The organism is Isoptericola sp. Y541 (assembly GCF_059445465.1).
In genome coordinates, this window is sequence record NZ_JCAIUJ010000005.1 from 187943 (window position 1) to 210149 (window position 22207).

Annotated in this window: 24 protein-coding genes; 13 read left to right on the plus strand and 11 right to left on the minus strand. The window is 74.7% G+C overall.

Going from position 1 to position 22207, the window contains the following annotated elements; genetic code table 11:
* Positions 1-217 precede the first annotated feature (217 nt).
* Positions 218-1528, plus strand: coding sequence for a serine hydrolase domain-containing protein (locus AC1C2V_RS12875; RefSeq protein ID WP_495390015.1), 1311 nt, complete (start codon positions 218-220; stop codon positions 1526-1528).
* Here the strand turns inward: AC1C2V_RS12875 and AC1C2V_RS12880 are convergent.
* The 4 genes from AC1C2V_RS12880 to AC1C2V_RS12895 form a co-directional block, all read right to left on the minus strand.
* Positions 1488-2555 carry a hypothetical protein gene (locus AC1C2V_RS12880; RefSeq protein ID WP_495390016.1) on the minus strand — a complete coding sequence of 356 codons (1068 nt, stop codon included), beginning with the start codon at positions 2553-2555 and terminating at the stop codon, positions 1488-1490. The two genes, AC1C2V_RS12875 and AC1C2V_RS12880, sit on opposite strands and share 41 nt — an antisense overlap.
* Positions 2552-4792, minus strand: coding sequence for a hypothetical protein (locus AC1C2V_RS12885; RefSeq protein ID WP_495390017.1), 2241 nt, complete (start codon positions 4790-4792; stop codon positions 2552-2554). The genes AC1C2V_RS12880 and AC1C2V_RS12885 overlap by 4 nt, the downstream gene beginning before the upstream one ends.
* A complete protein-coding gene (locus tag AC1C2V_RS12890; RefSeq protein WP_495390018.1) occupies positions 4792-5160 on the minus strand; it encodes a hypothetical protein in 369 nt (122 codons plus the stop codon). The genes AC1C2V_RS12885 and AC1C2V_RS12890 overlap by 1 nt, the downstream gene beginning before the upstream one ends.
* A gap of 103 nt (positions 5161-5263) precedes the next feature.
* Positions 5264-5926 (minus strand): hypothetical protein, encoded by a 663-nt coding sequence (locus AC1C2V_RS12895; RefSeq protein WP_495390019.1) that lies wholly within the window; start codon positions 5924-5926, stop codon positions 5264-5266.
* A gap of 244 nt (positions 5927-6170) precedes the next feature.
* On the opposite strand from AC1C2V_RS12895, the gene AC1C2V_RS12900 reads away from it, so the two are divergent.
* On the plus strand, positions 6171-7049 hold the full coding sequence (locus AC1C2V_RS12900) for an alpha/beta fold hydrolase (protein WP_495390020.1): 879 nt from the start codon (positions 6171-6173) through the stop codon (positions 7047-7049).
* Between the two features lie 25 nt (positions 7050-7074).
* On the opposite strand, the gene AC1C2V_RS12905 is transcribed toward AC1C2V_RS12900, so the two are convergent.
* A complete protein-coding gene (locus AC1C2V_RS12905) occupies positions 7075-8457 on the minus strand; it encodes a pyridine nucleotide-disulfide oxidoreductase (protein WP_495390021.1) in 1383 nt (460 codons plus the stop codon).
* Between the two features lie 114 nt (positions 8458-8571).
* Between AC1C2V_RS12905 and AC1C2V_RS12910 the strand changes: the two genes are divergently transcribed.
* Complete coding sequence (locus AC1C2V_RS12910) at positions 8572-9330, plus strand: MerR family transcriptional regulator (RefSeq protein WP_495390022.1); 759 nt, start codon at positions 8572-8574, stop codon at positions 9328-9330.
* A gap of 84 nt (positions 9331-9414) precedes the next feature.
* On the plus strand, positions 9415-9840 hold the full coding sequence (locus tag AC1C2V_RS12915; RefSeq protein ID WP_495390023.1) for a hypothetical protein: 426 nt from the start codon (positions 9415-9417) through the stop codon (positions 9838-9840).
* Between the two features lie 17 nt (positions 9841-9857).
* On the opposite strand, the gene AC1C2V_RS12920 is transcribed toward AC1C2V_RS12915, so the two are convergent.
* Both AC1C2V_RS12920 and AC1C2V_RS12925 read right to left on the minus strand, forming a co-directional pair.
* Entirely contained in the window at positions 9858-10835 is a 978-nt protein-coding gene (locus AC1C2V_RS12920) for a hypothetical protein (RefSeq protein WP_495390024.1), read from the minus strand.
* Positions 10832-12094, minus strand: coding sequence for an MFS transporter (locus AC1C2V_RS12925; protein WP_495390025.1), 1263 nt, complete (start codon positions 12092-12094; stop codon positions 10832-10834). Before AC1C2V_RS12925 ends, AC1C2V_RS12920 begins: the two co-directional genes overlap by 4 nt.
* 176 nt (positions 12095-12270) lie before the next feature.
* Between AC1C2V_RS12925 and AC1C2V_RS12930 the strand changes: the two genes are divergently transcribed.
* The 4 genes from AC1C2V_RS12930 (at position 12271) to AC1C2V_RS12945 (ending at position 15506) form a co-directional block, all read left to right on the plus strand.
* Complete coding sequence (locus tag AC1C2V_RS12930) at positions 12271-12756, plus strand: heme-degrading domain-containing protein (RefSeq protein WP_495390026.1); 486 nt, start codon at positions 12271-12273, stop codon at positions 12754-12756.
* A gap of 31 nt (positions 12757-12787) precedes the next feature.
* Positions 12788-14335, plus strand: coding sequence for an amidohydrolase (locus tag AC1C2V_RS12935; protein WP_495390027.1), 1548 nt, complete (start codon positions 12788-12790; stop codon positions 14333-14335).
* A gap of 98 nt (positions 14336-14433) precedes the next feature.
* The gene (locus AC1C2V_RS12940) at positions 14434-14769 is read left to right on the plus strand and encodes a TraR/DksA family transcriptional regulator (RefSeq protein ID WP_495390028.1); all 336 of its coding nucleotides are present in this window, start codon (positions 14434-14436) and stop codon (positions 14767-14769) included.
* A 113-nt stretch (positions 14770-14882) separates the two neighbouring features.
* Positions 14883-15506 (plus strand): nucleoside/nucleotide kinase family protein, encoded by a 624-nt coding sequence (locus tag AC1C2V_RS12945; protein ID WP_495390029.1) that lies wholly within the window; start codon positions 14883-14885, stop codon positions 15504-15506.
* Positions 15507-15566: 60 nt separating this feature from the next.
* Here AC1C2V_RS12945 and AC1C2V_RS12950 read toward each other — a convergent pair whose 3' ends face one another.
* Positions 15567-16319, minus strand: a complete 753-nt coding sequence (locus tag AC1C2V_RS12950) for a VOC family protein (protein ID WP_495390030.1) — start codon at positions 16317-16319, stop codon at positions 15567-15569.
* The gene (locus AC1C2V_RS12955) at positions 16316-16756 is read right to left on the minus strand and encodes a VOC family protein (RefSeq protein WP_495390031.1); all 441 of its coding nucleotides are present in this window, start codon (positions 16754-16756) and stop codon (positions 16316-16318) included. Before AC1C2V_RS12955 ends, AC1C2V_RS12950 begins: the two co-directional genes overlap by 4 nt.
* Positions 16757-16922: 166 nt before the next feature.
* Here AC1C2V_RS12955 and AC1C2V_RS12960 point away from each other — a divergent pair, with 166 nt between their 5' ends.
* Positions 16923-17255 carry a hypothetical protein gene (locus AC1C2V_RS12960; RefSeq protein WP_495390032.1) on the plus strand — a complete coding sequence of 111 codons (333 nt, stop codon included), beginning with the start codon at positions 16923-16925 and terminating at the stop codon, positions 17253-17255.
* 19 nt (positions 17256-17274) lie between these two features.
* On the opposite strand, the gene AC1C2V_RS12965 is transcribed toward AC1C2V_RS12960, so the two are convergent.
* Positions 17275-18822 carry an SDR family oxidoreductase gene (locus AC1C2V_RS12965; RefSeq protein ID WP_495390033.1) on the minus strand — a complete coding sequence of 516 codons (1548 nt, stop codon included), beginning with the start codon at positions 18820-18822 and terminating at the stop codon, positions 17275-17277.
* Positions 18823-18948: 126 nt separating this feature from the next.
* Here AC1C2V_RS12965 and AC1C2V_RS12970 point away from each other — a divergent pair, with 126 nt between their 5' ends.
* Genes AC1C2V_RS12970 through AC1C2V_RS12985 form a run of 4 tightly spaced genes read left to right on the plus strand, consistent with a single transcriptional unit; the run spans position 18949 to position 21629 of the window.
* Positions 18949-19761: a TspO-related membrane protein gene (locus tag AC1C2V_RS12970; protein ID WP_495390034.1), complete on the plus strand. Its 813-nt coding sequence runs from the start codon at positions 18949-18951 to the stop codon at positions 19759-19761.
* Entirely contained in the window at positions 19751-20317 is a 567-nt protein-coding gene (idi, locus tag AC1C2V_RS12975) for an isopentenyl-diphosphate Delta-isomerase (RefSeq protein ID WP_495390035.1), read from the plus strand. Before AC1C2V_RS12970 ends, idi begins: the two co-directional genes overlap by 11 nt.
* Positions 20318-20322: 5 nt before the next feature.
* Positions 20323-20895 (plus strand): DUF2238 domain-containing protein, encoded by a 573-nt coding sequence (locus tag AC1C2V_RS12980; RefSeq protein ID WP_495390036.1) that lies wholly within the window; start codon positions 20323-20325, stop codon positions 20893-20895.
* On the plus strand, positions 20892-21629 hold the full coding sequence (locus AC1C2V_RS12985; protein WP_495390037.1) for a glycosyltransferase family 2 protein: 738 nt from the start codon (positions 20892-20894) through the stop codon (positions 21627-21629). Before AC1C2V_RS12980 ends, AC1C2V_RS12985 begins: the two co-directional genes overlap by 4 nt.
* Here AC1C2V_RS12985 and AC1C2V_RS12990 read toward each other — a convergent pair.
* The gene (locus tag AC1C2V_RS12990; protein ID WP_495390038.1) at positions 21624-22175 is read right to left on the minus strand and encodes a MarR family winged helix-turn-helix transcriptional regulator; all 552 of its coding nucleotides are present in this window, start codon (positions 22173-22175) and stop codon (positions 21624-21626) included. The genes AC1C2V_RS12985 and AC1C2V_RS12990 overlap by 6 nt on opposite strands.
* Positions 22176-22207: the final 32 nt, after the last annotated feature.

Here is a 22207-nt window from a genome sequence, read left to right on the forward strand (position 1 = left end):
CGTCGCCAGCCGGATCAGGTCCGGACGGCGGACGTACTCGTGGCGACGTCCGCTACCGCTTCGTGCTCGACCTCACCGACCTTGATCGACCGGCGTGATCGAACGGAAGGGGGAGGCCGGGCGCGGTGAATCTCCGTCGGAAGGCGGATCCGCGCTCGCCGGGTGACCTGCGAGGGTGGCGGCACACCGACCAGAAGGAGACACCATGCGTCGTCGCATGCGCGCACCCCTGACCGTCATCGCTGCCGCCCTCGCGCTGCCGCTCGCCCTCGGGGCCGTCCCCGCGAGCGCGCAGAAACCGGGACCCCCATCGCCCGCCGCGGGCTCCTCCGCCCTGGACGAGGACTCGCAGTCGCTGGCCCGTGCCGTCGCGGAGGCTGCCGAGGAGGCGCAGCAGCAGGCGAGCGCCCGCACGTTCACCGCCCCGAGCGACGCGACCCCGCAGGGGGTGCGCGACGTGAAGAAGGGCCTGGACCAGGCCCTCGAGGACACGGTCGCCGGCATCCCCGTGGGCGTCGTCGCCCGCGTCGACGCGCCGGGGCTGCACTGGCGCGGTGCCGACGGGAAGCGCGAGCGGGGCGATCGCGCCCCGGCCCGCCCGCACGACGGGTTCCGGGTGGCGAGCAACACGAAGATGATGGTGTCGACGCTCGTCCTGCAGGAGATCCAGAAGGGCACCTGGACGCTCGACACCCCGGTGGTGGACGCCGTGCCGGAGGCGGCGGCCGTGATCCCCGACGAGTACGAGGACGCCGTCACCCTCGAGCTCCTGCTCGCCCACCGCTCGGGCCTGCCGGACCACCTCGGGCCCCTGGTCGCGAACCGGATGGACGACCCGGAGGACTTCGACGAGTTCTTCGAGGTGCTCGGCGAGGAGTACCCGGTCGCCGACCACCTCGCGGCGATGGACGACCAGCCGTGGCTGTTCGCGCCCGGCACCGACTTCTCGTACTCCAACGCCGGCTACGTGCTGCTCGGCCTGGCGCTCGAGGAAGCCACGGGGTCCAGCGTCGAGCGGCTGCTCGAGACGCGGATCTTCGGGCCCACCGGGATGGGGCGCTCGGACTACCCCGACGAGCCGGGGCTGCGCGGGCCATACCTCCAGGAGTCCGCGTACACCGGCGACCTCGGCTCGGGCTGGTACTCCCTGACGCACTTCGACCCCACGGGCTTCGGCGCCGCGGGCGCGGTGACCAGCACCACCGCCGACCTGCAGCGGTTCACCGAGGCGCTCGTCACCGGCGACCTGCTCGAGCCGGAGACCGTCGCGGACGTCCTCACGCCGCGCACGGCCGGCGGTGACACCCAGCTGGACTACGGCCTGGGCGTGTACCGCCTGCCCGACCCGTGCCACGAGGGCGAGTGGCTCTACGGGCACGACGGCGCCTCGTACGGCACGCTCAGCATGACGCTGACCTCCCCGGACGGGGAGCGTCAGGCCACCGTGGCGCTGACCGGCCGGGACCTCACCACGCTGGAGTCGGACCTCATGACCGCGATGGTGCCGGCGCTGCTCGCCACCTGCTGACCCTCGCTGGTTGAGCCAGTCGAGCTCGTTGGTTGAGCCTGACGAAACTCGTTGGTTGAGCCTGTCGAAACCTGGTCTCGACAGGCTCAACCAGCAAGCTCTGCCGCGACCACGCTGCCCACCTCGCTCGTGGTGCGCGAGTCGGCCCGAATGCCTTCGCCTTCCTCATCAGGGACGTGTGCGACGGCGGGTCCGCGCGCACCTCCGCGGACAGTCGCTCCAGCAGCAGCGCCGGCTCCAGGTCCGCGGCCGGCTCCACGCCGTCGGGCACGACGACGCCCACCACCGCGAGCGAGCCCTCGACGACCGTGGCGATCGTCGTGGTGCGGAACTCCTCGCCGTCCTCGCCGCGCTGGTGGGTCGTGACACCGAAATACCCGGGATCACCGGCGCCGAAGCGTCCCACCTCCAGCTCGGTGATCTCTTCACCCGTCAGCTGCGGGCCGACGTACCCGACCGAGAGCACCGTTCCCTCCGCGTTCCAGACGTTCGACCGGAACCCGTCCTGCAGGAGGACCTCCGCCGCGAGCGCGTCGCGCTGCAGGCCCCAGGCTCTGTGGCTTCCGGGACCCGTCGCGTAGGAACCGTACGGGGACGCGGTGACGTACGTGAACACCTGCACCCCGTCCACGACCAGGCCGGAGGTCGCGTCGGTGGGGAACAAACTGTCGTCCTCGCTCTCCCATGCATCGTCGCTCGTGGTCCCGAACTCGCGGTAGGAGCGGTCGCCGTAGAAAAGCGGGCCCAGGCCTTCCTGCGTGATCGCCGCGACGCTCCACCCGCGTTGGCGCACCGGCGTCATCCACTCCCGCTCGATGGGTAGCTCGAAGGCGTCGTGGCCGGGGAAGTCGTCGGCGGTCAGCGCCCACGGCTCGGGGGCCCAGTGGGCCGCACGGTGGATCTGCCAGTCCCGCCACATGTCCTTGCCCACGTGGAACCAGAGGAACAGCCCCGTCGCGACGAGGCAGAAGATCAGGAGGGGTGTGACGCTGGGGTCGGCGAAGACGCGCCGCGTCGTCGGGCTCATCGGCATTCCTCCTCGGGAGGCTCGGAGAGGTCGTCGAAGGTGTCGTCGAACGCCGACTCTGGTTCGGAGTTGTTCTCTGCGGGGTCGATCGTCTGACCGCGTTCCTCGACCTGGTCGGGAGGCAGGCCGAGGGCTCGGTCGTGGGCGATCACGGCGTCGAACATCTCGGGGGCGTACCGGTCGCGCAGGTCGGCCTCCGTGGCCCGTACGTCCTCGCGGGCATCATCAAGCGGGGCATCCGTGGACAGGAACGACAGGGCGGTCCCGCCGATCGTCGACGCGGCCGATGCGGCGGCCCCTCGCTCGATGGCTGTGAGGCCGAGACCGACACCGGTGAGAGAGACGACGGCCTCGCGGGTCTCGACGCGATCCTTGGCTGCGGCGATCGTCTCCGCCTGCATCCCCCCGGCAACGGCCCCGATGTCGCTGAGCGACTCGAGCACCAGGGAGTTCCGTGGCCCGGTGTCCACGTCGAAGGCTCCGGAGGTGGTGACCTCGAGCATCGAGGCGGCATACCGGTCGGTGGCACCGAGCCAGACTCCGGCAGCCTCCGGGGTGCGGGAGGTTGCGCCGATCACGTCCCGCAGGGCGAACGCATCGAGCTCGGGTTGGACGACGAAGGTGGCCCGGTCGCCGACCTGGTCCGCCACCCGGGCGTCGCGGACGATGCCGGGAGGCGGCGCGGGCTCTACGTCGTCGCACCGGATCGACGGGCTCTGGTCCCGGGTCGCGTCACCCATGCTCGGGAGATAAGGCTCGTAGGCGAGGGCAATGTCCTTCGCCGCGTCACCGGCCAGTGCCGGCGTCGCGAGCAGGCCGTCCGGCAGCACTCGCGTGGCGTGCGAGACGAGGAGCGCCGCGCGGGCCTGGTCGCTCCGGTCCGCGGACGTCGAGCCGACCTCGACCGCGGTGCCGAACGCCTGCGCGATGGTGCGGCCGCCGTCCGGCCACCCGCCGCGCGGCGTCGTGCCGAGCCATTGCCCGGCCGACCGGGCGAGCCGGGCCTCGTCCGCGGGGGCGAGCCGGTCGAAGGCGAGTCGCCGGTGCGCGGCATAGCCGCCGGCGACGGCGACGACCACCGGTGCCATCACAGTGAGCGACCGGTCGTCGAGGCGGAAGTCGCCCCACCAGGCGTCGAGCGCGTCGCCGGCTCCGGCGTGCGCGGCCGCCGGCAGGTCAGCCGGGAGGAGGGCCGCGGCGACGTCGGAGCGCCCGGCCTGCCCGAACGGCACGCCCTCGACCCCGTCGACCACGCTGTGCCCGAACTGCTGCAGCTCCTCCGGTGACGCCGAGCGGGCCCACAGCTCGACCCCGTGCTCGAGCGTGTCGGCGAGCCCCGGGTCGAGCATGTCGAAGGGGCCGTCCACGGCTGGTGCGATGGCCCGATAGAGCTGCTCCGGTGTCGCGCTGTCCCAGAAGGCGGCCCAGAACGCGGGGTCGTCGGAGCGTGCGGCGAAGAGTTCCGTCAGGGCAGTGCGGCGTCCCGCCTCGGCCCCGCCGGCACCGCCTGCGGCGACGCGCAGGAGCGCGGTGGCGTGCCGGCCCTCGGCCGCCGAGGCCTGGAGCTGCGCGCCGGACATGCCGGCGGCCACGGCGACGCGGACCGCGCGGCCGTCGGCGAGTGCGCGCACGGCGGCCGTCGCCCGCCGGGAGGCGTCCGCCTTGGCGTCGCGGGCGGCACGCCAACGCGCCTCCGCCGTGGCGACGTCCACCCGCGCTGCGGCGAGCTCCCGCTCGGCGGTCAGGAGCCGGGCGGGCGCCGCACCGGGGTCGAGCGCCGCCGAGCCGAGGGATGACGTGCCGAGCGTGATCGTGCCGAGTGCCCTTGCGGTGCCGAGCGATGCAGCCGCGCCCGGCGTTGCCGCGTTCCACGTGGAACGACGCGCCTCGTCGACCTCCGCCTGCCAGGTGCGCTCGCGGGCGAGCGCCTCCGCGCGGGCGGCGATCGCCCGCTCGGCCGCTGCCTGGGCGTCGCCGAGCGCTTCGGCGTGCCGGCGGAGGGTCGCTGCCGCGGCGTCGAGCACGCCGGCGCCGGCCTGCGTGTCGTCGGCCAGCTCCGTCACGCGGGTGCGTGCCTGGGCGACCGCGCCGCCTCGCTGACCCTCCAGCGCGGCGTGCACCCGCAGCAGTTGCCCGCGCGCGTCCGTCAGCCGCGCGGCCGTGCGTGACGACCCTGCGGCGGCGTCCGCGAGCGCGGCCGGGCTGCCGGTCAGCGGCTCGAACTCGACGTCGAGCATCACTCGCCACCCCCGGCCCCGGCCCCGGCCCCGGTCACCGTGGGCGCTGTGGGCACAGAAGGGCCGAGCAACGCCGCGAGCGCGTCCGCGGTGACCTGCTCCGCGCCGTCGAACACCTCGGCCGCTCGCGTGAGCCCGGACCCGACCGAGCCGAGCGCGCCGACGAGCGACTCCTGGGCGGCCCGCCACGCGGAGGCCAGGTCGTCCAGATCCGCGGAGAGGCCGGCGTCGCCCGTGGCCTGGGCCGGCGGCGCCGTGGACAGGGCGCCGAGGGCGAGGCCGGGGGAGCCGGACAGCGCCGAGGCGGCGCCACCCACGTCTGCTCCGGCGGCCGCGAGGGCCGTGGTGTCGAGGTCGAGCTGGGTCATCCCGTCCTGTCCTGGGTCGTGGCAGTCGGTGGCTGCGCCGGGGCGCGGGCACGACGGTAGCGAGGGCGGGGGCATGGCGACCGGAGTTGTCCACAGGCCCGGATCAGTCCCACCACACGCGGTACCAGGTCTCGCCGTCCTCCGGGTCGTCGGTGCGGCCGACCCCCCGCCACGGCGTGACCTCGTCCGGCGGGGCATGCAGGTCGTCGATCCCGAGCTCGTCGACGAGCACGGTGACCACCTCGTGGCACCCGCATCCGGGGCCGTGGCGGGGGTCGAGCCGCAGAGTGCGGTCGGTGCGCAGCAGCACTCCGGTCACGCTGATGCGCTCGTCGCAGCGCAGCGGCCCGATGACGTACCCCTGCGCGAGCACGCGGTCCGGGTGGCGCACCACGGCCCGCAGCACGGACCCGAGAGTGGGGCCCAGGTTCTGCCGCTGGGTCGCGAGCTCCTCCTCCGGGAGCCGGTCCAGCAGGCCGGCGGCGGTGCGCTCGTCGAGCAGGCTGAACGGGTAGTAGCCCGGCTGCGCGTTGGCGCCGAGCACGGGCTCCAGCAGCACGTCGAGGCCGTCGTCGAGCAGCCGGCCGTGCCGGTCGGGGCATGACCAGCCGGGGCCGCCGTCGTGCCGGGCGTCGGGTCGGCCGGCGAGCTCCCGCTCGCGGGTCCACGCGGTGTGCAGGTCGACCAGGTCGGGCGGGGTGAAGCGGGCGGCGGGTGGAGCGGGACGGGCTCCGCGCGGTGCCGGTGGCGCGGGTGCGGCGGCCATGTCGGTCTCCTTCTGGTGGCGGTCAGGGCCCGGAGAGGGCGGCGTGGTCCGACCTTCGTCGGTCGTCGCCCCGGACGGCCCCGGCGATGCCGATCTGTGGACGACGCCCGTCAGGGGGCAGGCTCATAGCCTGCAGCGGCGTGCCAGCGTCGGGCCCGCGCCGACCGATGAGTTCCGCGCCGCCGCCGTGTCAGAGGGATGACGCAAGATGGCAGCACCATCGACGACGACGGAGGCACCTCGAATGAGCACGCCGCAGACCTTCACCGTGGACGCGCCCGGCGCCGTCCTCACCTACGACGTGCGTCGGCCGGCGACCCCGGGCGACCTGCCGCCGCTGTTCGTGCTCGGTTCGCCGATGGCGGCGTCGGGGTTCGAGCAGCTCGTGGAGCATGTCGACGACCGCACCGTCATCACCTACGACCCGCGGGGCACGGAGCGCAGCACGCTCGCCCCGGACGGCGACGTCTCGGTGGAGCTCCACGCCGACGACTTCCGCCGCGTGGTGCAGGCCGCGAGGGCGCAGATCGGCGACGGCCCGGTCGACGTGTTCGCCTCCAGCGGCGGTGCCGTCAACGTGCTCCCGTGGATTACTACTCACCCGGACGAGCTGGGCACCGTCGTGGCGCACGAGCCGCCGTTGTGGGCGCTGCTGGAGGACCGCGAGGTCCAGCGCAAGGTCACCCAGGACATCGTGGAGACGTACCGGCGCGACGGATTCGGCCCGGCGATGGCGAAGTTCATCCAGGTCTCGATGCAGTCCGAGCCGCTGACCGACGACTACCTCGCCCAGCCGGCCCCCGACCCGGCGGCGTTCGGCCTGCCCACCGAGGACGACGGCTCCCGCGGCGACCTGCTGCTGAACGGCAACATGGCCTCGCTGCCGTGGTTCGAGCCGGACCTCGACGCGCTGCGGCGCACCGCGGTGCGCCTGGTCCCCGCCGTCGGCGAGGCGGGGGATGGCACGATGCCGCGCCGCGGCGGCGAGGCGCTGGCCGCCGCGCTCGGCGTCGAACCGGTCGTCTTCCCCGGTGACCACGGTGGGTTCGTGGCCAACGAGTGGTCGCCCGACAACGACCCCGCGGCGTTCGCGGCGCGCCTGCGGGAGGTCCTGGCCGGCTGAAGCCGACTGGGTCGACAGGGGCAGCTCACAGCGCCGTGCTGCCCACGCGCTCCAGCCCGGCGATCCCTGCCGCGGCGTGCCGGGAGAGCCGGCCGACGGCGTCGCGCACCTCGGGCCGCGCGGCGTCCTCGGGTGGCACCCGCACGGGGTTGAGCAGCACGGAGTGGGCCCAGGCGGCGACGTCCGGCTCGGCCATGAATGTGGCCGTGGCCCGGGCGCCGCGGGCCTGCAGCGCCGCCCAGTCCGCCGGCGTGCTCCAGTACGGCGTCGGCGGGCACAGCCGGTTCTTCTCCTCGTCGGGCCGGTCGTGCCGGGTGCCCTCGACGTACCCGACGAGGGCCGCCCCGAAGCACGGGAACCCGGCCCGCACCGACTGCACCGTCATCCGCTCGCCCCAGATCGGCAGCGCGGGCCGCTGGTGCAGGCCGTAGGCGGCGCAGTGCACGACGACGGCACCCCGCGGCACGGTGACCTCGCCGTCGCGCAGCGTCAGGCGCCCGGGTGCGACGCTCTGCAGGTGGCCGAGCCGGACCACGTCGGTCACGGACCGCAGCAGGTTGAGCTCCCACCGCCCGAGCGTGGGCGTGCGCGCCATCGTCGGGGTGACCGTCCGGTCGACACGGACCATGATCCCGGCGTCCTCGAGCCGGAGGAACAGGTCGTCCACGGTGGCCGCCTCCCCGGCCGCGACCATGAGCGTCGTCACCATCGCGAGGAAGACCGCCGGGTCGGGCTGGATGGTGGCGCGGTCGAACATCCAGGGGTCGCGGGGCCGCACCCAGCAGATCGCATCGGGGTCGACGCCGCGGGTGAGCAGCCACACGATCGCGTCGGTCGCGGTCTTGCCGGACCCGACGACCACGTACCGGTCGGCGTCGGCGACCTCGGGCAGCGCGCCGGCCGGGATGACGACGGCCTCGTCCTCCACCGCGAAGGGCGGCGGCGTCAGCGCGGGGACCGACGGCGCGAGGTACCGGGCGTCGACGACCCGTCGCCGCACGCGCGTGTCGACGTCCCGGCCGGTGGCGAGATCGACGACGCGCCCGCCGTGGAACTCGTGCCCGCCGAGGAGCTCCACCCGGCCGGTCGGCAGCAGCCGCTCGGCGAGCACCCGCGCGTAGTACTCGCACACCTCGGCGCCGTCCGCCCGCTCGTGCAGGCCCCGCTCGGGTCCGAAGGTCTGCACCTCGCCGCCGCCGAGCCGGGTCGAGGCGACGCCGTAGAGCTGGGACGCCTGGTGCAGCCGCACGAACGGGTAGGCGTCGAGCCAGTGCCCGCCGGGCGCCGTGCGTCGGTCGACCAGCGTCGCGTGGGCCGTCGGGTCGTGGTCGACGAGCGCGTCGACGAAGGCCATCCCGGCCGCCCCGGCGCCGACGACCAGGTAGTCGGTCTCGACCGAGCGGGCCATGCCTCCAGTGACCCACCGGCGCCGCGGCGGGTCAACGGGCCGCGGGGGTGATCTCGGGTGGCCCCGCGAACCAGGGGTTGCGGTTGACGCAACGTCAACCTCTACGGTCGGGTCATGACCCGTTCTATCCAGGACGTCTCCCGGCTCGCCGGCGTCAGCAGCCGCACCCTGCGTCACTACGACCAGATCGGCCTGCTGCCGCCGTCGGGCACCGGGACGGCCGGGCTGCGCCGCTACGACGACGCGGCGATCCGGCGGCTGCAGCGCATCCTGCTGCTGCGCGACCTGGGCCTGCCGCTGACCGACATCGGCAGGATGCTCGACGAGCAGGCCGAGGAAGCAGGCGCTCTGCGCCGCCACCTCGACCAGCTGCGCGCCGAGCAGGACCGACTGTCGCGGCAGATCGCATCCGTGGAGCGGACCGTGACCGCGATCGAGAAGGGAGAACAGCTCATGGCCGAGGACATGCTCGACGGTTTCGACCACGCGCAGTACCAGGAGGAGGTGACCGAGCGCTGGGGCGCCGACGCGTATGCCACGAGCGACGCGTGGTGGCGGGGCCTCGGCGAGGAGGGCCGGAAGGCCTTCCAGGCACGCACGCAGGAGCTCACCGACGCGTGGGGCGAGGCGGCGTCGCGCGGCGTCGACCCGACGTCCGACGAGGCGCAGGCCCTCGCCGTCCGGCACGCCGAGTGGCTCGGCTCCGTCCCCGGCACGCCCGGGTCGGAGCAGGCGCGCCCGGCGAAGGAGTACCTCCTGGGGCTCGCCGAGATGTACGTCGCGGACCCGCGGTTCGCGAAGAACTACGGCGGGACCGAGGGCGCCACCTTCGTGCGCGACGCACTCGTCGCCTACGCCGAGCGCGAGCTCTGACCCGTCCCACCCCGAGTTGTCAGGGCCAGGACCATGAGAACGTCCCTGTGGTCCTGACAACTCGCGGGGTGGAAGACTGCCCCGGTGAGCGACGACTGGGCGGCGCAGCGCACGGAGGCCGCGCGCGTGCAGGGGGAGCTCCTGCAGGCGCGGCAGGACGCCGAGCACGCGCAGGCGGAGGCCCTGCTGGGCCGGTTCGTGCGCGCCGCGCGGGAGGCCGGCCTGGAGCCCGAGCGGCTGGAGGTCAAGGGCTACGGCGGCCGCGGGGTGGCCCGCACGTCCCTGCACGGCTGGTACCTGCGCCAGGACCGCACGGCCGGCGTCACCACGGACGGCGAGTTCTACGTGCTGACCGCGCCGCTGACGCTCGTCGACCGGCTCCGCGGCGTCCGCCTGGAGCCCCGCCGCCCCCCGCTCGTGCTGGGCGCCGGCGGCAAGGACGGCAGCTCCATCGACCTGGTCGCCGCGCTCGAGCGGCTGCTCCCCGGCCGGCGCAACACCACGCCGTAACACTCGACCGGCGAGTATTACGGCGCGTGCTCGCCGACGAGCGCGGCGACGGCCGGCACGGCCAGGTAGCCCGCCCAGGAGCCGTCCTCGAGCCGCGCGGCGGCCGCGTGGTTCCACGGCGCGAGGTTGTCCACGCGCAGGTTCTCGACCTCCCCTACCTCAAGGCCGGTGAGATCGAGGCCGGTGAGATCGAGGCCGGTGAGATCGAGGTCGGTCAGGGCGAGCAGGTCGCCAGGGTCGCGCACGTTCACCCAGCGCCGCACCCCCGCGGGCAGGGCGATCGGGGTGCGTGCCTCGACAGCCTCCCGCACCGCACGGATCCCCAGCGGCGAGCCGAGGGTGAGCAGCAGCGGCACGTCGGGGCCATCTGCCCGGGCGGCGAGCACCGAGTAAGCGACGACGCTCCCGAGCGAGTGCGCGACGACGACGGCGGGCCCGGCATCAGCCAGCGCGGCCGCGAGCCCGTCGTCGAGCACCCGGCGCACGGCGTCGTCATGGAGGTACGCGTGCACGTCCCGGGCGAGGGTCAGGACGGCGGCGCCGCTGAGGCCGGGCACGTGCCGGTCCACCACGGCGAGGGCGGCGACCAACGCCTCGACGAGCGCGTCGAGCACAAGGTTCTCCGACGACGGGCCCTCGGCCTCGACCGGGGTGACACGCGCCCCGTCGTCCCGTCGTCCGGCGCCCGCCGCCACCTCGCGCGCGACGGCGAGCGCGAAGAGCAGCTCGTCGACGGCGAGGGCGGCGAGGGCACCGGGGGCATCAGGGGCGACAGCCGCGCGGACCGCTACCGGCGGCCCGGCGCCGGTACCGCCGCCGACCAGGTGCTCGAGGGTGTCGCCGTAGTAGACGAACGACGCGTCGGCGTCGCCCGGCCGGTACGACGACCCCGCGGCAGCCAGCCCGGCGCCGAGCGCCCCGAGCCACTCCGCCTCGAGGGTGTCAGGGTCGAACCCGTCGAGGTCGCGGCCGTGGACGAGCACCAGTCGGGTCACGCGCTGACGCTATCGACCGTCGTCGCGCGGAACCCGCGGGCACGCCGGGCGCGCTCGTGCCGGCCGTGCACCAGCGCGTAGAGGGCGAGGGACGCCAGCGCGACGACGGCGAGCACCAGGTACATGCCGCCGTACCCGGTCACGCCCAGCAGGACGCCGAGGAGCACGGGTCCGAGGCCGATGCCGAGGTCGACCATGAAGTAGTGCGTCGAGATGGCGACGCCCACCCGCGGCATCGGCACCTTCGACACCGCGACGGCCTGCAGCGCGCCGAGCAGGGTGCCGTAGCCCAGCCCCATCGCGACGCCGGCGACGAGGACGAGCGCGTCGGTCGTCGCGAGGCCGAGCAGGGCCAACCCGACGGCGAAGGCCAGCACGGCGACGAGGACCACGACGTTGTCCCCGCGCCGGTCCTGCAGGCGGCCCATGAAGAACCGGGTGACCAGCATCGACGCGGCGTACACGAGGAAGAAGACGCTCGCGCCGCCTGCCAGCCCTGCCTCGGCGGCGTAGGGCTGCAGGTAGGTGAGGACGCCGGAGTAGCAGATCGCGAGGACGAGCATGAAGCTCGCGACGGGCAGCACGGCGGGGTGCAGCATGTCGGCGGGCCGGAACCTCACGAGGCGTGCGCGCACCTCCGGCGTGGGGGCGGCGTCGCGCGTGCGCAGGAACAGGGCGAGCACCAGCGCGAGGACCGAGGCCACGACCGACCCGACGAACAGGGCCCCGTAGCCGAGGTGGTCCACCAGGAGCAGCCCGAGCAGCGGGCCCACCGCGGTGGCGAGCGTCATGCTCAGCGTGAAGTAGCCCGTGCCCTCGCCGCGGCGCGACGCCGGGATGACGGACTGCGCCAGCGCCATCGCCGCGGTCGAGGCGATGGCGAACGACGCGCCGTGCACCGCGCGCACCACGAGCAGCGCGCCGAAGGACGACACCGGCAGGTAGGCCACCGAGGCGACCGCACCGACGACGAGCGCGATCAGCAGGATCTTGCGCCGGCCCATGAGGTCGACGAGGTTGCCCGCGAACAGGCGCGCCACGGTGGACCCGATGACGAACATGCTGGAGGCGAGGCCGCTCGCCGTCTCCCCGACGGCGAACTGCGTGACCGCGTACACGGCCATGGTGGTCATGAGGAAGTAGAAGACGAACGCGAGGAAGAAGTTCACGATCCACGCGAGCACGAGCTCGCGGCTCCAGAGCTTCTCCGACGACATCTGCGACGACTCGTCCGTCGTCGCGGGGGCGTTTCGGGGCATGGGCGAATCGGCCACAGCTGCACCGTCCTTGTCGAGCTGGTGAGGGCGGCGCGCCACGGAGGACACACACGGACAGCCCGTTCGGGCCGCCTGGTCAATGATCCCCCGGAACCGCAAGATATGCCGTCCATGACGTTCGTCACTCCGGGCGGCTGGCGCCGTGGGACGCTGGCGCCATGGGGAACACCGAAGACGTCGCAGCCCTGGTCGCGGAGGTCGAGCAGCAGGAGCGGGAGCTGGTGCTGACCCGGTTCACCCACGACGACGCGTGGCGGCTCGGCTGCCTGCTGGTCGAGCTCGCGACGGAGCGCGACCTCGCCGTCACCGTCGACGTCCGCAAGGGACCGCAGCAGATGTTCCATGCCGCGCGCGAGGGCACGACGCCGGACAACGACTCGTGGGTGGCGCGCAAGGTGCGCGTCGTGGACCGGTTCGGCGCGTCGTCGTTCCTCGTCGGCCTGCGCGCGCGGGCGAGGGGCACGGACTTCGGCGCGCAGCACCAGCTGCCGCTGCAGGAGTACGCCGCGCACGGCGGAGCGTTCCCCGTGCGGGTGGACGGCGTGGGGATCGTCGGCGTCGTCACCGTGTCCGGCCTGGCGCAGGCCGACGACCACGCCCTCGTCGTCGAGGCGCTGCGCACCTTCGCCCGGGACGGCTCCTGACGCGCGGGCACGCGCCGTCTACGGTGGCCCCGTGCCTGCGCTGCTCCTGACGAACGCCCGGCTCGCCGGCCGCCCCGACGCGCCGGTCGACGTGCTGCTCGACGACGGCAAGATCGCCGCGATCTCGCCGGTCGCCCTTCGACAGGCTCAGGATCCGCTGGTCGAGACCAGGTTTCGACAGGCTCAACCAGCGTGGGCGGCCCGACCGGCGGAACGGGTCGACCTGGACGGCCGCACCGTCGTGCCGGGGCTGTGGGACGCGCACACCCACCTCACGCAGTGGGCGATGGTGCGTCAGCGGCTGGACGTGTCCATGGCGACGAGCGCCGCGCACGCCGCCGCGCTGGTGCGCGACCGGCTCGGACGCGCTGCTCCGCCGCAGGGCGGGCAGCCGCTGGTGGGCTACGGGTTCCGCTGGGCCACCTGGCCGGACGGCCCCACCGCCGCGGTGTTGGACGCCGTCGCCGGCGAGATCCCGGTGGTGCTGCTCTCCGGCGACCTGCACAGCGCGTGGGCCTCGACGGCGGGGCTGCGGTTCCTCGGCGTCGCGCATCACCCCACCGGGCTGCTGCGCGAGGAGGAGTGGATGCCGGCGAGCCCCCGCATCGTCACGGTGGACGACGTCGTGTCCGACGCCCTGGTGGCGGACGCGGCCCGGGCGGCGGCGGCGCGCGGCGTGGTCGGCGTCGTCGACCTGGAGGTGGCGGACAACCTCACGACCTGGCGCCGCCGGGTCGCGGGCGGCTGGGACGGGCTGCGGGTGCGCGCCGGGGTGTGGGAGCAGCACCTGGACGCCGTGCTCGACGCCGGGCTGCGCCACGGCGACCCGCTCGCCCCGGCCAGCGGGCTCGTCACCCAGGGCCCGCTCAAGGTGATCAGCGACGGATCGCTCAACACGCTCACCGCGTACTGCTTCGACGCGTACGCCGGGGCGGCCGGCCCGGACGCGCACGGCATCCTCAACATCGCCACGGACCGCCTCGCCCCGCTCATGGCCCGCGCGCACGACGCCGGGCTGCGCTGCGCGATCCACGCCATCGGCGACCGGGCGAACGCCCTCGCCCTGGACGCGTTCGAGGCCTCCGGCGCGCGGGGCTCCGTGGAGCACGCCCAGCTGCTGCGGCGCGAGGACGTGGCGCGGTTCGCCGCCCTCGGTGTGACGGCGAGCGTGCAGCCCGAGCACGCGATGGACGACCGCGACATCGCCGAGGAGCTGTGGCCCGGGCGCGCCGACCGCGCGTTCCCGCTGGCCGAGCTGAGGGCCGCGGGCGTGCCGCTCACGCTCGGCTCCGACGCGCCCGTCGCGCCCCTCGACCCCTGGGTGGCGATCGCGGCCGCCGTCACCCGCGCCCGCGACGGGCGGCGGCCCTGGCACCCCGAGCAGCGGATCGACGTCCGCGCCGCCCTCGAGGCGTCCGTCGACGGGCAGCCGCTGGACCTCGCCGTCGGCGCTCCGGCCGACCTGGCCGTGCTCGACGTCGACCCGCTCGATCTCGACGCGAGCGACCCCGCCGTCCTGCGCGGGACGCCCGTCGCCGGCACACTCGTCGCCGGCCGCTGGACCCACCGGGCGCTCTGACACACGCCGGTCGAGCCCGTTCGTCGGTTGAGCTTGTCGAAACCATCAGCGGGGTTTCGACAGCCTCAACCAGCGGGTTGCGGTGGGAGACTGCCTGGATGAAGAGCGCCGAGGCACGGCTGCGGGTGCGGCTGGCCGAGGTGGAGTCGCGGCTGGCCGCACAGCGCCGCACGGTCGAGGGGCTGGTCGAGTCGGCGCGGGACTCCAACGTCGACGACGAGCACGACCCGGAGGGCGCGACCCTCGCCTGGGAGCGGCAGCAGGCGGCGGCGCTCGCGGGGGAGGCGGAGGCCGAGCGGCGCGCGCTGCTGGCGGCGCTGGACCGCGTGGCCGCCGGGACCTACGGCGTGTGCGAGGTGTGCGGCCGGCCCATCCCCGCCGCGCGACTCGAGGTGCGGCCCGCCACGACCCGCTGCGTGGACCACGCCCGCTGAGCTCGCTGGGCCTACGGTCGCAGCCCGTGCTGTGGGCGTGCGTTCGGCCCCGTCTCGCGCCCGAAACAGGGCCAACCGCGCTCACAACACTCGGCGGGTGGCAGCATGACGGGGTGCGCGTGGAACCCGTGACCCCGGACGGCGTGGTGGACCACGTCGTGGCGCGGGTCCTCTCCTTGGACGGGCCGGGCCCGGTGCGGGTGCTCGTCGACGGGCACCCGTCCACTCGCCCGGAGAAGCTCGCCGACGCGCTCGTCGAGCCGCTGCGCGCGGCGGGCCGACCGGTGGCGCGCGTGGCGGTGCGGGACTTCCTGCGGCCCGCGTCGCTGCGCCTGGAGCGCGGCCGACGGGACCCGGACGCCCTGCTGACCGAGTGGATCGACGTCGGCGGGCTGAACCGTGAGGTGCTCACCGGCATCGTGCGGCGCGGGCGCTGGCTGCCCACGCTGCGCGACCCGGCCACCGACCGCGCCACGCGCGCGGGCTACGTCGACGCCGCGCCCGGCACCGTCGTCGTGCTGGACGGGTCGCTCGCGCTGGGCCGGGGGCTCGACGTGGACCTCGCCGTGCACCTCGCGCTCCGGCCGGCCACCGAGACGCGGAACACGCCGCTCGACGACGCCTGGACCCTCGCGGCGTACGGACGCTACCGGCGGGAGGCGCAGCCCGAGCGGCGGGCCGACGTCGTCGTGCGCGTGGACCACCCCGACCGGCCAGCGCTGCTGCTGCCCGGCTGAGCAACCGGGTTTCCCCCTGCGACAGGCTCAGGACGGCGCCGGCTCAACCATCGGGCCGCGCTACCCCGTGCAGAGGCAGAACGGGTGCCCGGCCGGGTCGGCGAACACCCGGAACGTCGCCTCCTCGCCCGGCAGCCGCACGGCCCCGACGGCGAGCGCCGCCGCCTCGGCGTCGTCCAGGCTCTGCGGGTCGATCTGCAGGTCGAGGTGCAGCTGCTGCGGGTACGCGGGATCGGGCCAGCGCGGGGCGTTGTAGCCCTCCACCTGCTGGAACAGCAGGGCCTGTTCCCCGCCGAGCATCGCCATCCCCTCGGCGTCGTACACCACCGGGTCGCCGAGGATCCGCGACCAGAACGCCGCCGCCGCGGACGCGTCGGGCACGTCGAACGTCACGCCCATGACGGTGAGCCCGTCGTTGTCGGGGGCGTGGCACAGGTCGAAGGGGTGCCCGGCGGGGTCGGCCAGGGTGGTCCACTCCGGGTTCTCGCGCAGCACGGTGGCGCCCAGCTCGACGGCGCGCGCCGCGGCCGCCGCGACGTCTGGCACGCGCAGGTCCAGGTGGAGCTGCTGCGGATGCTCCTGTCCGGGCCATTCGGAGCGCACCAGGCCGGGCGCGGGCTGGAACGCGAGCGACCACCCGTCCGGGGCGTTCAGCGTGATCCAGTCCTCCCCGTACCCCTGCTGCTCGACCTCGGCGCCCGTCAGCGCCTGCCAGAAGTCGGCCGAGCGCTGCGGGTCCGGGGCGTCGAAGACCAGCGCGTCCAGCGCCGCGACGCGCGGCGCGGTCTTCTCCTCGATCGGCGTCTCGCTCACGGTCCCTCTCCTTCTCCGGCCGGTTCTTCTCGGGCGGGGTCGCCCTGCGCCGGATCGTCCTGGATCACCAGCAGCATAGTTCCGTCGGGGTCGCCGAGGTACGCCACCCGCTCGCCCCACGGCATCTCCGCCGGGGGCACGACCACCGCGCCGCCGGCGCCGGGCGCCGCCGCGACGGCGGCGTCCAGGTCGGGCACGTACAGGCACACGTCCACCGCGTGGCCGGTGGCCGGAAGCGGGATCTCGCCGTACAGCGCCGGGCCCGTGCCCACGCCGAGCGCCACCTGGCCGGCGCCGATCCGCAGCGCCACGTAGGCGGGTTCGCCGTCGGGCGGGAACTGGTAGGCCCGCACGGCCCCGAACGTGCGCACGTAGAACTCGCCTGCCGTCGCGAGGTCTCGACAGTTGACGACGGGGAACACCGCTCCGCGGGGCATGCCGTCCAGCCTGCCCCGACCCGCCGACACCCGCTCGCGCTGCCGTTCCTCGGGCTGGATCCCTGTCGCGATCGGGGGCCGGCCCGCTGCCCGGCCCCGCTGGTTGAGCCTGTCGAAACCCGGGGCTTGACGGGCTCGACCGACGAACCGGTGCGATCGTGGCGGGGTGGAATCGGTGCAGCCCGCAGGCCGGCGGTGGCCCCGCCGCGCGACGACGGTGGTCGTCGCGGCCGGCGCCCTGCTCGTGCTCGCCGCCTGCGCCGCGGGGCCGAACCCCGAGCTGGACACCACGACCGTCGGCGGGCAGGGGCCGTACGGGTTCTGGTGGGGGCTGTGGCAGGGGATGATCCTGCCGATCACGTTCGTGGTCTCGCTGTTCACCGACTCGGTGTCGGTGTACGAGGTGCACAACAACGGCAACTGGTACGACGTCGGGTTCGTGCTCGGCATCTCGCTCGTCTTCGGCGGGCCGCTCGGCGCCCGCCGAGCGAGGCACTGAGGCAAGAGCCGCCGCCGGGTCACCTGCCTTCGGCGGCGCCGAGCTGCTCGGCCGCGCGGGCGATGTTGCGCTGCATCTCGCCGAACACGATGCCGTGGAACGGGCTGATCGCCCACCAGTACAGCTGTCCGGGGAGGCCGCGCGGGGCGAAGATCGCGCGCTGGCGGAACGTCGGGCGCTCGCCGCCGCCCTCGACGGACAGCTCGAGCCACGCCAGCCCCGGGAGGCGCATCTCGGCGCGCAGCCGCAGCAGCCGCCCCGGGACCACCTTCTCCACGCGCCACCAGTCGAGCGGGTCGCCGGGCGCGAGCCGCTGCGGGTGCAGGCGGCCGCGCCGCAGCCCGGGCCCGCCGAAGAGGCGGTCCATGACGCCGCGGGCCACCCATCCCAGGCGCCAGGAGTACCAGCCGCGGGCGCCGCCGATGCCCTCGATCACCGACCAGAGGGCCTCGCCGGTCGCGTCCACCTCGCGGGACCGGTCGTCGACCAGGAGGCTGCCGCCGGTCCAGTCGGGGTCCTCGGGCAACGGGTCGGAGGGCGCGCCGGGGGTCGACGCCGAGGCCCAGCTCGTCCGCACGTCGAGGTCGCGGATCCTCGCAAGGGCCAGCGCGACCGCGTCGTCGAAGCCGACGAGCCCCTCGGGAGGATCCGGGAGGTAGGCCTTGACGTCCTGCTCGCGCGCCACCACCTCGTGCACCAGGGATTCCACGAGCGGGCGGGCGATCGCCGGGGGCACGGGCGTGACCAGGCCGACCCAGAGGCTGGCCAGGCGCGGGGTCAGCACCGGGACGGCGCGGATCACCCGCGGGCGGAGCCCGGCGACCGCGGCGTAGCGCTGCATCATCGCGCGATAGGTCAGGACGTCAGGTCCGCCGATGTCGAACCCCCGGCGGACCGTTCCCGGGAGGCTCGCCGCCCCGACGAGGTACCGCAGCACGTCGCGCACGGCGATGGGCTGGATGCGGTTGTCGACCCACCGCGGGGCGACCATCACCGGCAGCCGCTCCGTGAGGTAACGCATCATCTCGAACGAGGCGCTCCCGGAGCCGAGGATCACCGCGGCTCGGAGCGTGATCGTCGGGACGGCCCCGTCGAGCAGGATCTCCTCCACCTCACGGCGGGACTCCAGATGGGGGGAGAGCCGTTCCCCGTCGGGTCGCAGCCCGCCGAGGTAGACCACGCGGCGCAGGCCCGCCTCCTCGGCGGCGAGCGCGAACCCGCGGGCCGTGCGGCGGTCGCGCTCCGCGAACCCCGGTCCCTCTCCGAGGGCGTGGATCAGGTAGTACGCGATGTCCACCTCCGCCAGCGCCCGACGCAGGTCCGTGCGGGAGGTGGCGTCGACGGCGACCACCTCGACGGCGTCGAACCAGTCGCGCCCGGTGAGCCGCTCGGGGTGCCGAGCCATGACGCGCACCGTGTAGCCGGCGGCGAGCAGCTCGGGCACCAGTCGCCCGCCGATGTAGCCGGTGGTCCCGGTGACGAGGACGACGGGGCCGCGGCCGCCGGGAGCCGCCCCGTCGGTCGCGGAGCCGGGAGCATCGGGCGCGGGCCCGTCGACGAACGTCATGGTGACCACCTGACCTGACTGGCATGGGAGCCGGTTACTAGCCAGGCTAGCAATATCGGTGCGGCGGTGGCATCGTGGAGGGTGGCAGGTCCGACGCCGGACGAGACGACCCGAGGAGAAGCTCCCATGGTGGACCCACCGGTCGCCGACCGACCGCGGCAGGTCGCGGTCACGATGAGCTTCCTGATCTGCGTCGCGGGGTCGATGATCGGCGTCGGCGTGTTCGGCGGTACGCCGATCGCGGAGGCCGCTGGCGGCGCCCTCGCCGCCGACGCCACCCTCCTGGCGCCGGCCTCGCCGGCGTTCTCCATCTGGACGGTCATCTACCTCGGTCTCGCCGGCTACACGGTGTTCCAGTGGCTGCCCGCGCACGCGGCGGACGCCAGGCAGCGCCGCCTGAGGCTCCCGGTCGCCGCGACGATGCTCCTGAACGCGGCGTGGATCCTCGTGGTCCAGGCCGGGTGGTTGTGGTGGAGCGTGCTGGTCATCGTGGTGCTCCTCGGCCTCCTCGCCCGCACCTTCGTGATCCTGGTGCAGACCCGGGCGGGAGGGCTGCTGGAACGCGTGCTCGTCGACGGGACCCTCGGTCTCTACCTGGGCTGGGTCTGCGTGGCCACCGTGGCGAACGTCGCGGCGGCCCTCGCCGGCTCGGGGTTCGACGGCGGGGACGCCGCGGACTGGTGGGCGATCGGGGTCCTGGCGGCCGTGGCCGGGATCGGGGTCGCCCTGGCGGTGAGGGGTCGGGGCCGGATCGCGGTGGCGGCGGCCATCGCGTGGGGCCTGGCCTGGGTGGCCGTCGCCAGGTCGCAGGGGGAGCCGGAGTCCGTGCCGACCGTCGCGGCAGCGACGGCGGCCGCGGTCATCGTTCTCGGCGTCGCGCTGGTGCTGCGCGTGCAGTCCGCGCCGCGCGAGAGGGCTCGGGCCGGCGATGACGGCTGAGGCCGACGACCACGTCGTCCTTCTCGACGACGCGGGCCGGCCGGTGGGTACCGCGCCGCGCGCGACCGTGCACACCCGTGACACGCCCCTGCATCTCGGCTTCTCCTGCTACCTGTTCCGCCCCGACGGCCAGGTGCTCCTCACCCGGCGGGCGCTGACGAAGCGGACCTGGCCCGGCGTCTGGACCAACTCCTTCTGCGGCCACCCCCGCCGGGGCGAGTCCCTGCCGGACGCCGTCCGGCGGCACGCCCGCCACGAGCTCGGGCTGGGCGCGGTAGCCGTCGGGGACCCGGTGCTCCCGTCATTCCGCTATCGCGCGGTGGACGCCGGCGGCGTCGTCGAGAACGAGATCTGCCCGGTCCTGTTCGCCTCCGTGGAGGCGGCTCCCGTGCCGAGTCCCGACGAGGTCATGGAGCTGCGGTGGGTGGCGGGGAAGGATCTCGAGGCGCTCGTGACGCTCGCGCCCTGGGCGCTGAGCCCGTGGGCGGTCGCCCAGGTGCACGAGCTGCGTGCGGTCGGCGGGGTGTCCGGGGCGCGACCGGGATCGAGAGGGTAGAGCGCATGCCGAGGCGCCACACCGCCGCCGCGACCGCGCTCGTGCCAGGCGACGTGGTGCGCGCGGCTGCGGTGGCCAGCCTCGTGGTCGGCGGCCTCGCCCTCGGAGGAGTCGCGGGCGCGTTGTTCTTCCTCGTCCTGGGCGGAACGTTCGTCCCCCGGTTCCTGGGCCTCTCGGCGGTCCTGGACGTCTGCTTCGGCGCCAGCCTCCTGCTGGCGGCATGGGCGGCGCAGCTCGGCTGGTACGACGCCGAGCCGTGGCTCGATCTCGTCATGCATGCGGTCTGCACGGCCCTCGTCGCCGCGGTCGGCATGGCCCTCGTGCGCGGGCAGGCGCTGACCGCCGGTGCCCACGAGAGGCGCGCCCGGCTCGGCGTGGTGGCGGCGACCACAGGGCTCGGCGCGCTCGGCGCGGTCCTGTGGGAGCTCGGAGAGTGGGCCGGCCACACCCATCTCGACGAAGGGATCGACGTCGGGTACCTGGACACCGTCTCCGACCTCGCGCTCGGCGTGCTGGGCGCGGCCGTCGCCGGAGTCGTCCTGGCGGGCAGGGGCCTTCGCCGGAGGGCCGGGAGGTGACGGCCGGGGCGGCACCGACGGTGTCCGTGGTCGTGCCGGTCCGCGACGATGCGCAGGCGTTGGAGGTGTGCCTGTCCCTGCTCGCGCGCCAGACCGTCGCCCCGTGGGAGATCGTCGTCGTCGACAACGGCTCGACCGACACCTCCGCGGCGGTCGCGCGGCGCTGGGGCGCCGTGGTCGTCAGCGAGCCGCGCGTCGGGATCCCTGCCGCCGCATCGGCCGGGTACGACGCAGCCCAGGGCCAGATCATCGCGCGCCTCGACGCTGACTCGCGACCGGGACCACGGTGGCTGCAGACGCTCGTGGAGCGCATGTCCGCCGACCCGAGCCTGGACGCGCTCACGGGGACCGGCACGTTCTACGACCTGCCGCACGGGCTCCGGACCGTCACGTCCGTCGGCTACCTGGGGGCCTACTACCTGCTCGGGCATCTTGCGCTCGGCCACACCGCGCTGTGGGGGTCGTGCATGGCGGTCCGCTCCAGCGCCTGGCGGGCCGTCCGTCGAGACGTCGTCCGCGCCGACCCGGAGGTGCACGACGACCTCGACCTGGCGTTCCGGCTGGGCCCTCGCCGACGGATCCGTCTGGACCGCTCCTGGCGGGTCGGGGCCTCCGCACGGTGTCTCCGCGGGCGACGCCAGCGGCGACGGCGGCTCGATCGCGCCTGGCGCACCCTGCACCTGAACTGGCGGGTCTCGCCGCCGTGGGAGCGGTGGCGGCGCCGGTGGTCATGAGGCGCTCCTCAGGTGGGTGGGGTGAGCGACGACGGCGACGACGGTGCCGGCGGCGTCGTCGGGCTCCTCCTCGGCCTCCGTCGCCATCGCCAGGAGGAACTCCCGGACGGCAGGCCGGCAGTGCGCCGGGACGGCTCGGGCGATCTCGAGCATGCGGTCGTGCACGTGGGTGAGCCGCTCGCGCACCTCGGCGTGCGCGGCCGGCGAGGCGACGACGACCACCGAGCGGCGGTCGGAAGGGTGCGGGTGCCGCTCGAGGTGGCCGGACGCGACCAGGCGATCAATCAGCTTCGTCGTCGACGCGGTCGAGATCGACAGGTACTCCGCGAGCCCGCGCGGCGTCGCGGGCTCGTCGCGCCCCTCGCAGGCGATGGCGTGCTGGAGCGCGCGGAGATCGGTGACGTTCATCCCCATGTCGCGGCCGACGCGTCGGCGCATGCCCTCGTCCGCGCGGCGGAACACCCGCAGAGCCTCGAGAAGGTGGCGTGGTTCCGCGTCCTCCTCGCCGTACCAGTAGGACGATCCCGCGGTGGGTACCTGGGTCACCCCGTCATCCTAGCGAACTTCGTTGGTGGCTA

Coding starts and splice junctions, on each gene's coding strand:
- AC1C2V_RS12875 (WP_495390015.1), top strand. CDS start 218: ATGCGCGCACCCCTGACCGTCATCGCTGCCGCCCTCGCGCTGCCGCTC.
- AC1C2V_RS12880 (WP_495390016.1), bottom strand. CDS start 2,555: ATGAGCCCGACGACGCGGCGCGTCTTCGCCGACCCCAGCGTCACACCC.
- AC1C2V_RS12885 (WP_495390017.1), bottom strand. CDS start 4,792: ATGCTCGACGTCGAGTTCGAGCCGCTGACCGGCAGCCCGGCCGCGCTC.
- AC1C2V_RS12890 (WP_495390018.1), bottom strand. CDS start 5,160: ATGACCCAGCTCGACCTCGACACCACGGCCCTCGCGGCCGCCGGAGCA.
- AC1C2V_RS12895 (WP_495390019.1), bottom strand. CDS start 5,926: ATGGCCGCCGCACCCGCGCCACCGGCACCGCGCGGAGCCCGTCCCGCT.
- AC1C2V_RS12900 (WP_495390020.1), top strand. CDS start 6,171: ATGAGCACGCCGCAGACCTTCACCGTGGACGCGCCCGGCGCCGTCCTC.
- AC1C2V_RS12905 (WP_495390021.1), bottom strand. CDS start 8,457: ATGGCCCGCTCGGTCGAGACCGACTACCTGGTCGTCGGCGCCGGGGCG.
- AC1C2V_RS12910 (WP_495390022.1), top strand. CDS start 8,572: ATGACCCGTTCTATCCAGGACGTCTCCCGGCTCGCCGGCGTCAGCAGC.
- AC1C2V_RS12925 (WP_495390025.1), bottom strand. CDS start 12,094: ATGCCCCGAAACGCCCCCGCGACGACGGACGAGTCGTCGCAGATGTCG.
- AC1C2V_RS12930 (WP_495390026.1), top strand. CDS start 12,271: ATGGGGAACACCGAAGACGTCGCAGCCCTGGTCGCGGAGGTCGAGCAG.
- AC1C2V_RS12940 (WP_495390028.1), top strand. CDS start 14,434: ATGAAGAGCGCCGAGGCACGGCTGCGGGTGCGGCTGGCCGAGGTGGAG.
- AC1C2V_RS12955 (WP_495390031.1), bottom strand. CDS start 16,756: ATGCCCCGCGGAGCGGTGTTCCCCGTCGTCAACTGTCGAGACCTCGCG.
- AC1C2V_RS12965 (WP_495390033.1), bottom strand. CDS start 18,822: ATGACGTTCGTCGACGGGCCCGCGCCCGATGCTCCCGGCTCCGCGACC.
- AC1C2V_RS12970 (WP_495390034.1), top strand. CDS start 18,949: ATGGTGGACCCACCGGTCGCCGACCGACCGCGGCAGGTCGCGGTCACG.
- idi (WP_495390035.1), top strand. CDS start 19,751: ATGACGGCTGAGGCCGACGACCACGTCGTCCTTCTCGACGACGCGGGC.
- AC1C2V_RS12980 (WP_495390036.1), top strand. CDS start 20,323: ATGCCGAGGCGCCACACCGCCGCCGCGACCGCGCTCGTGCCAGGCGAC.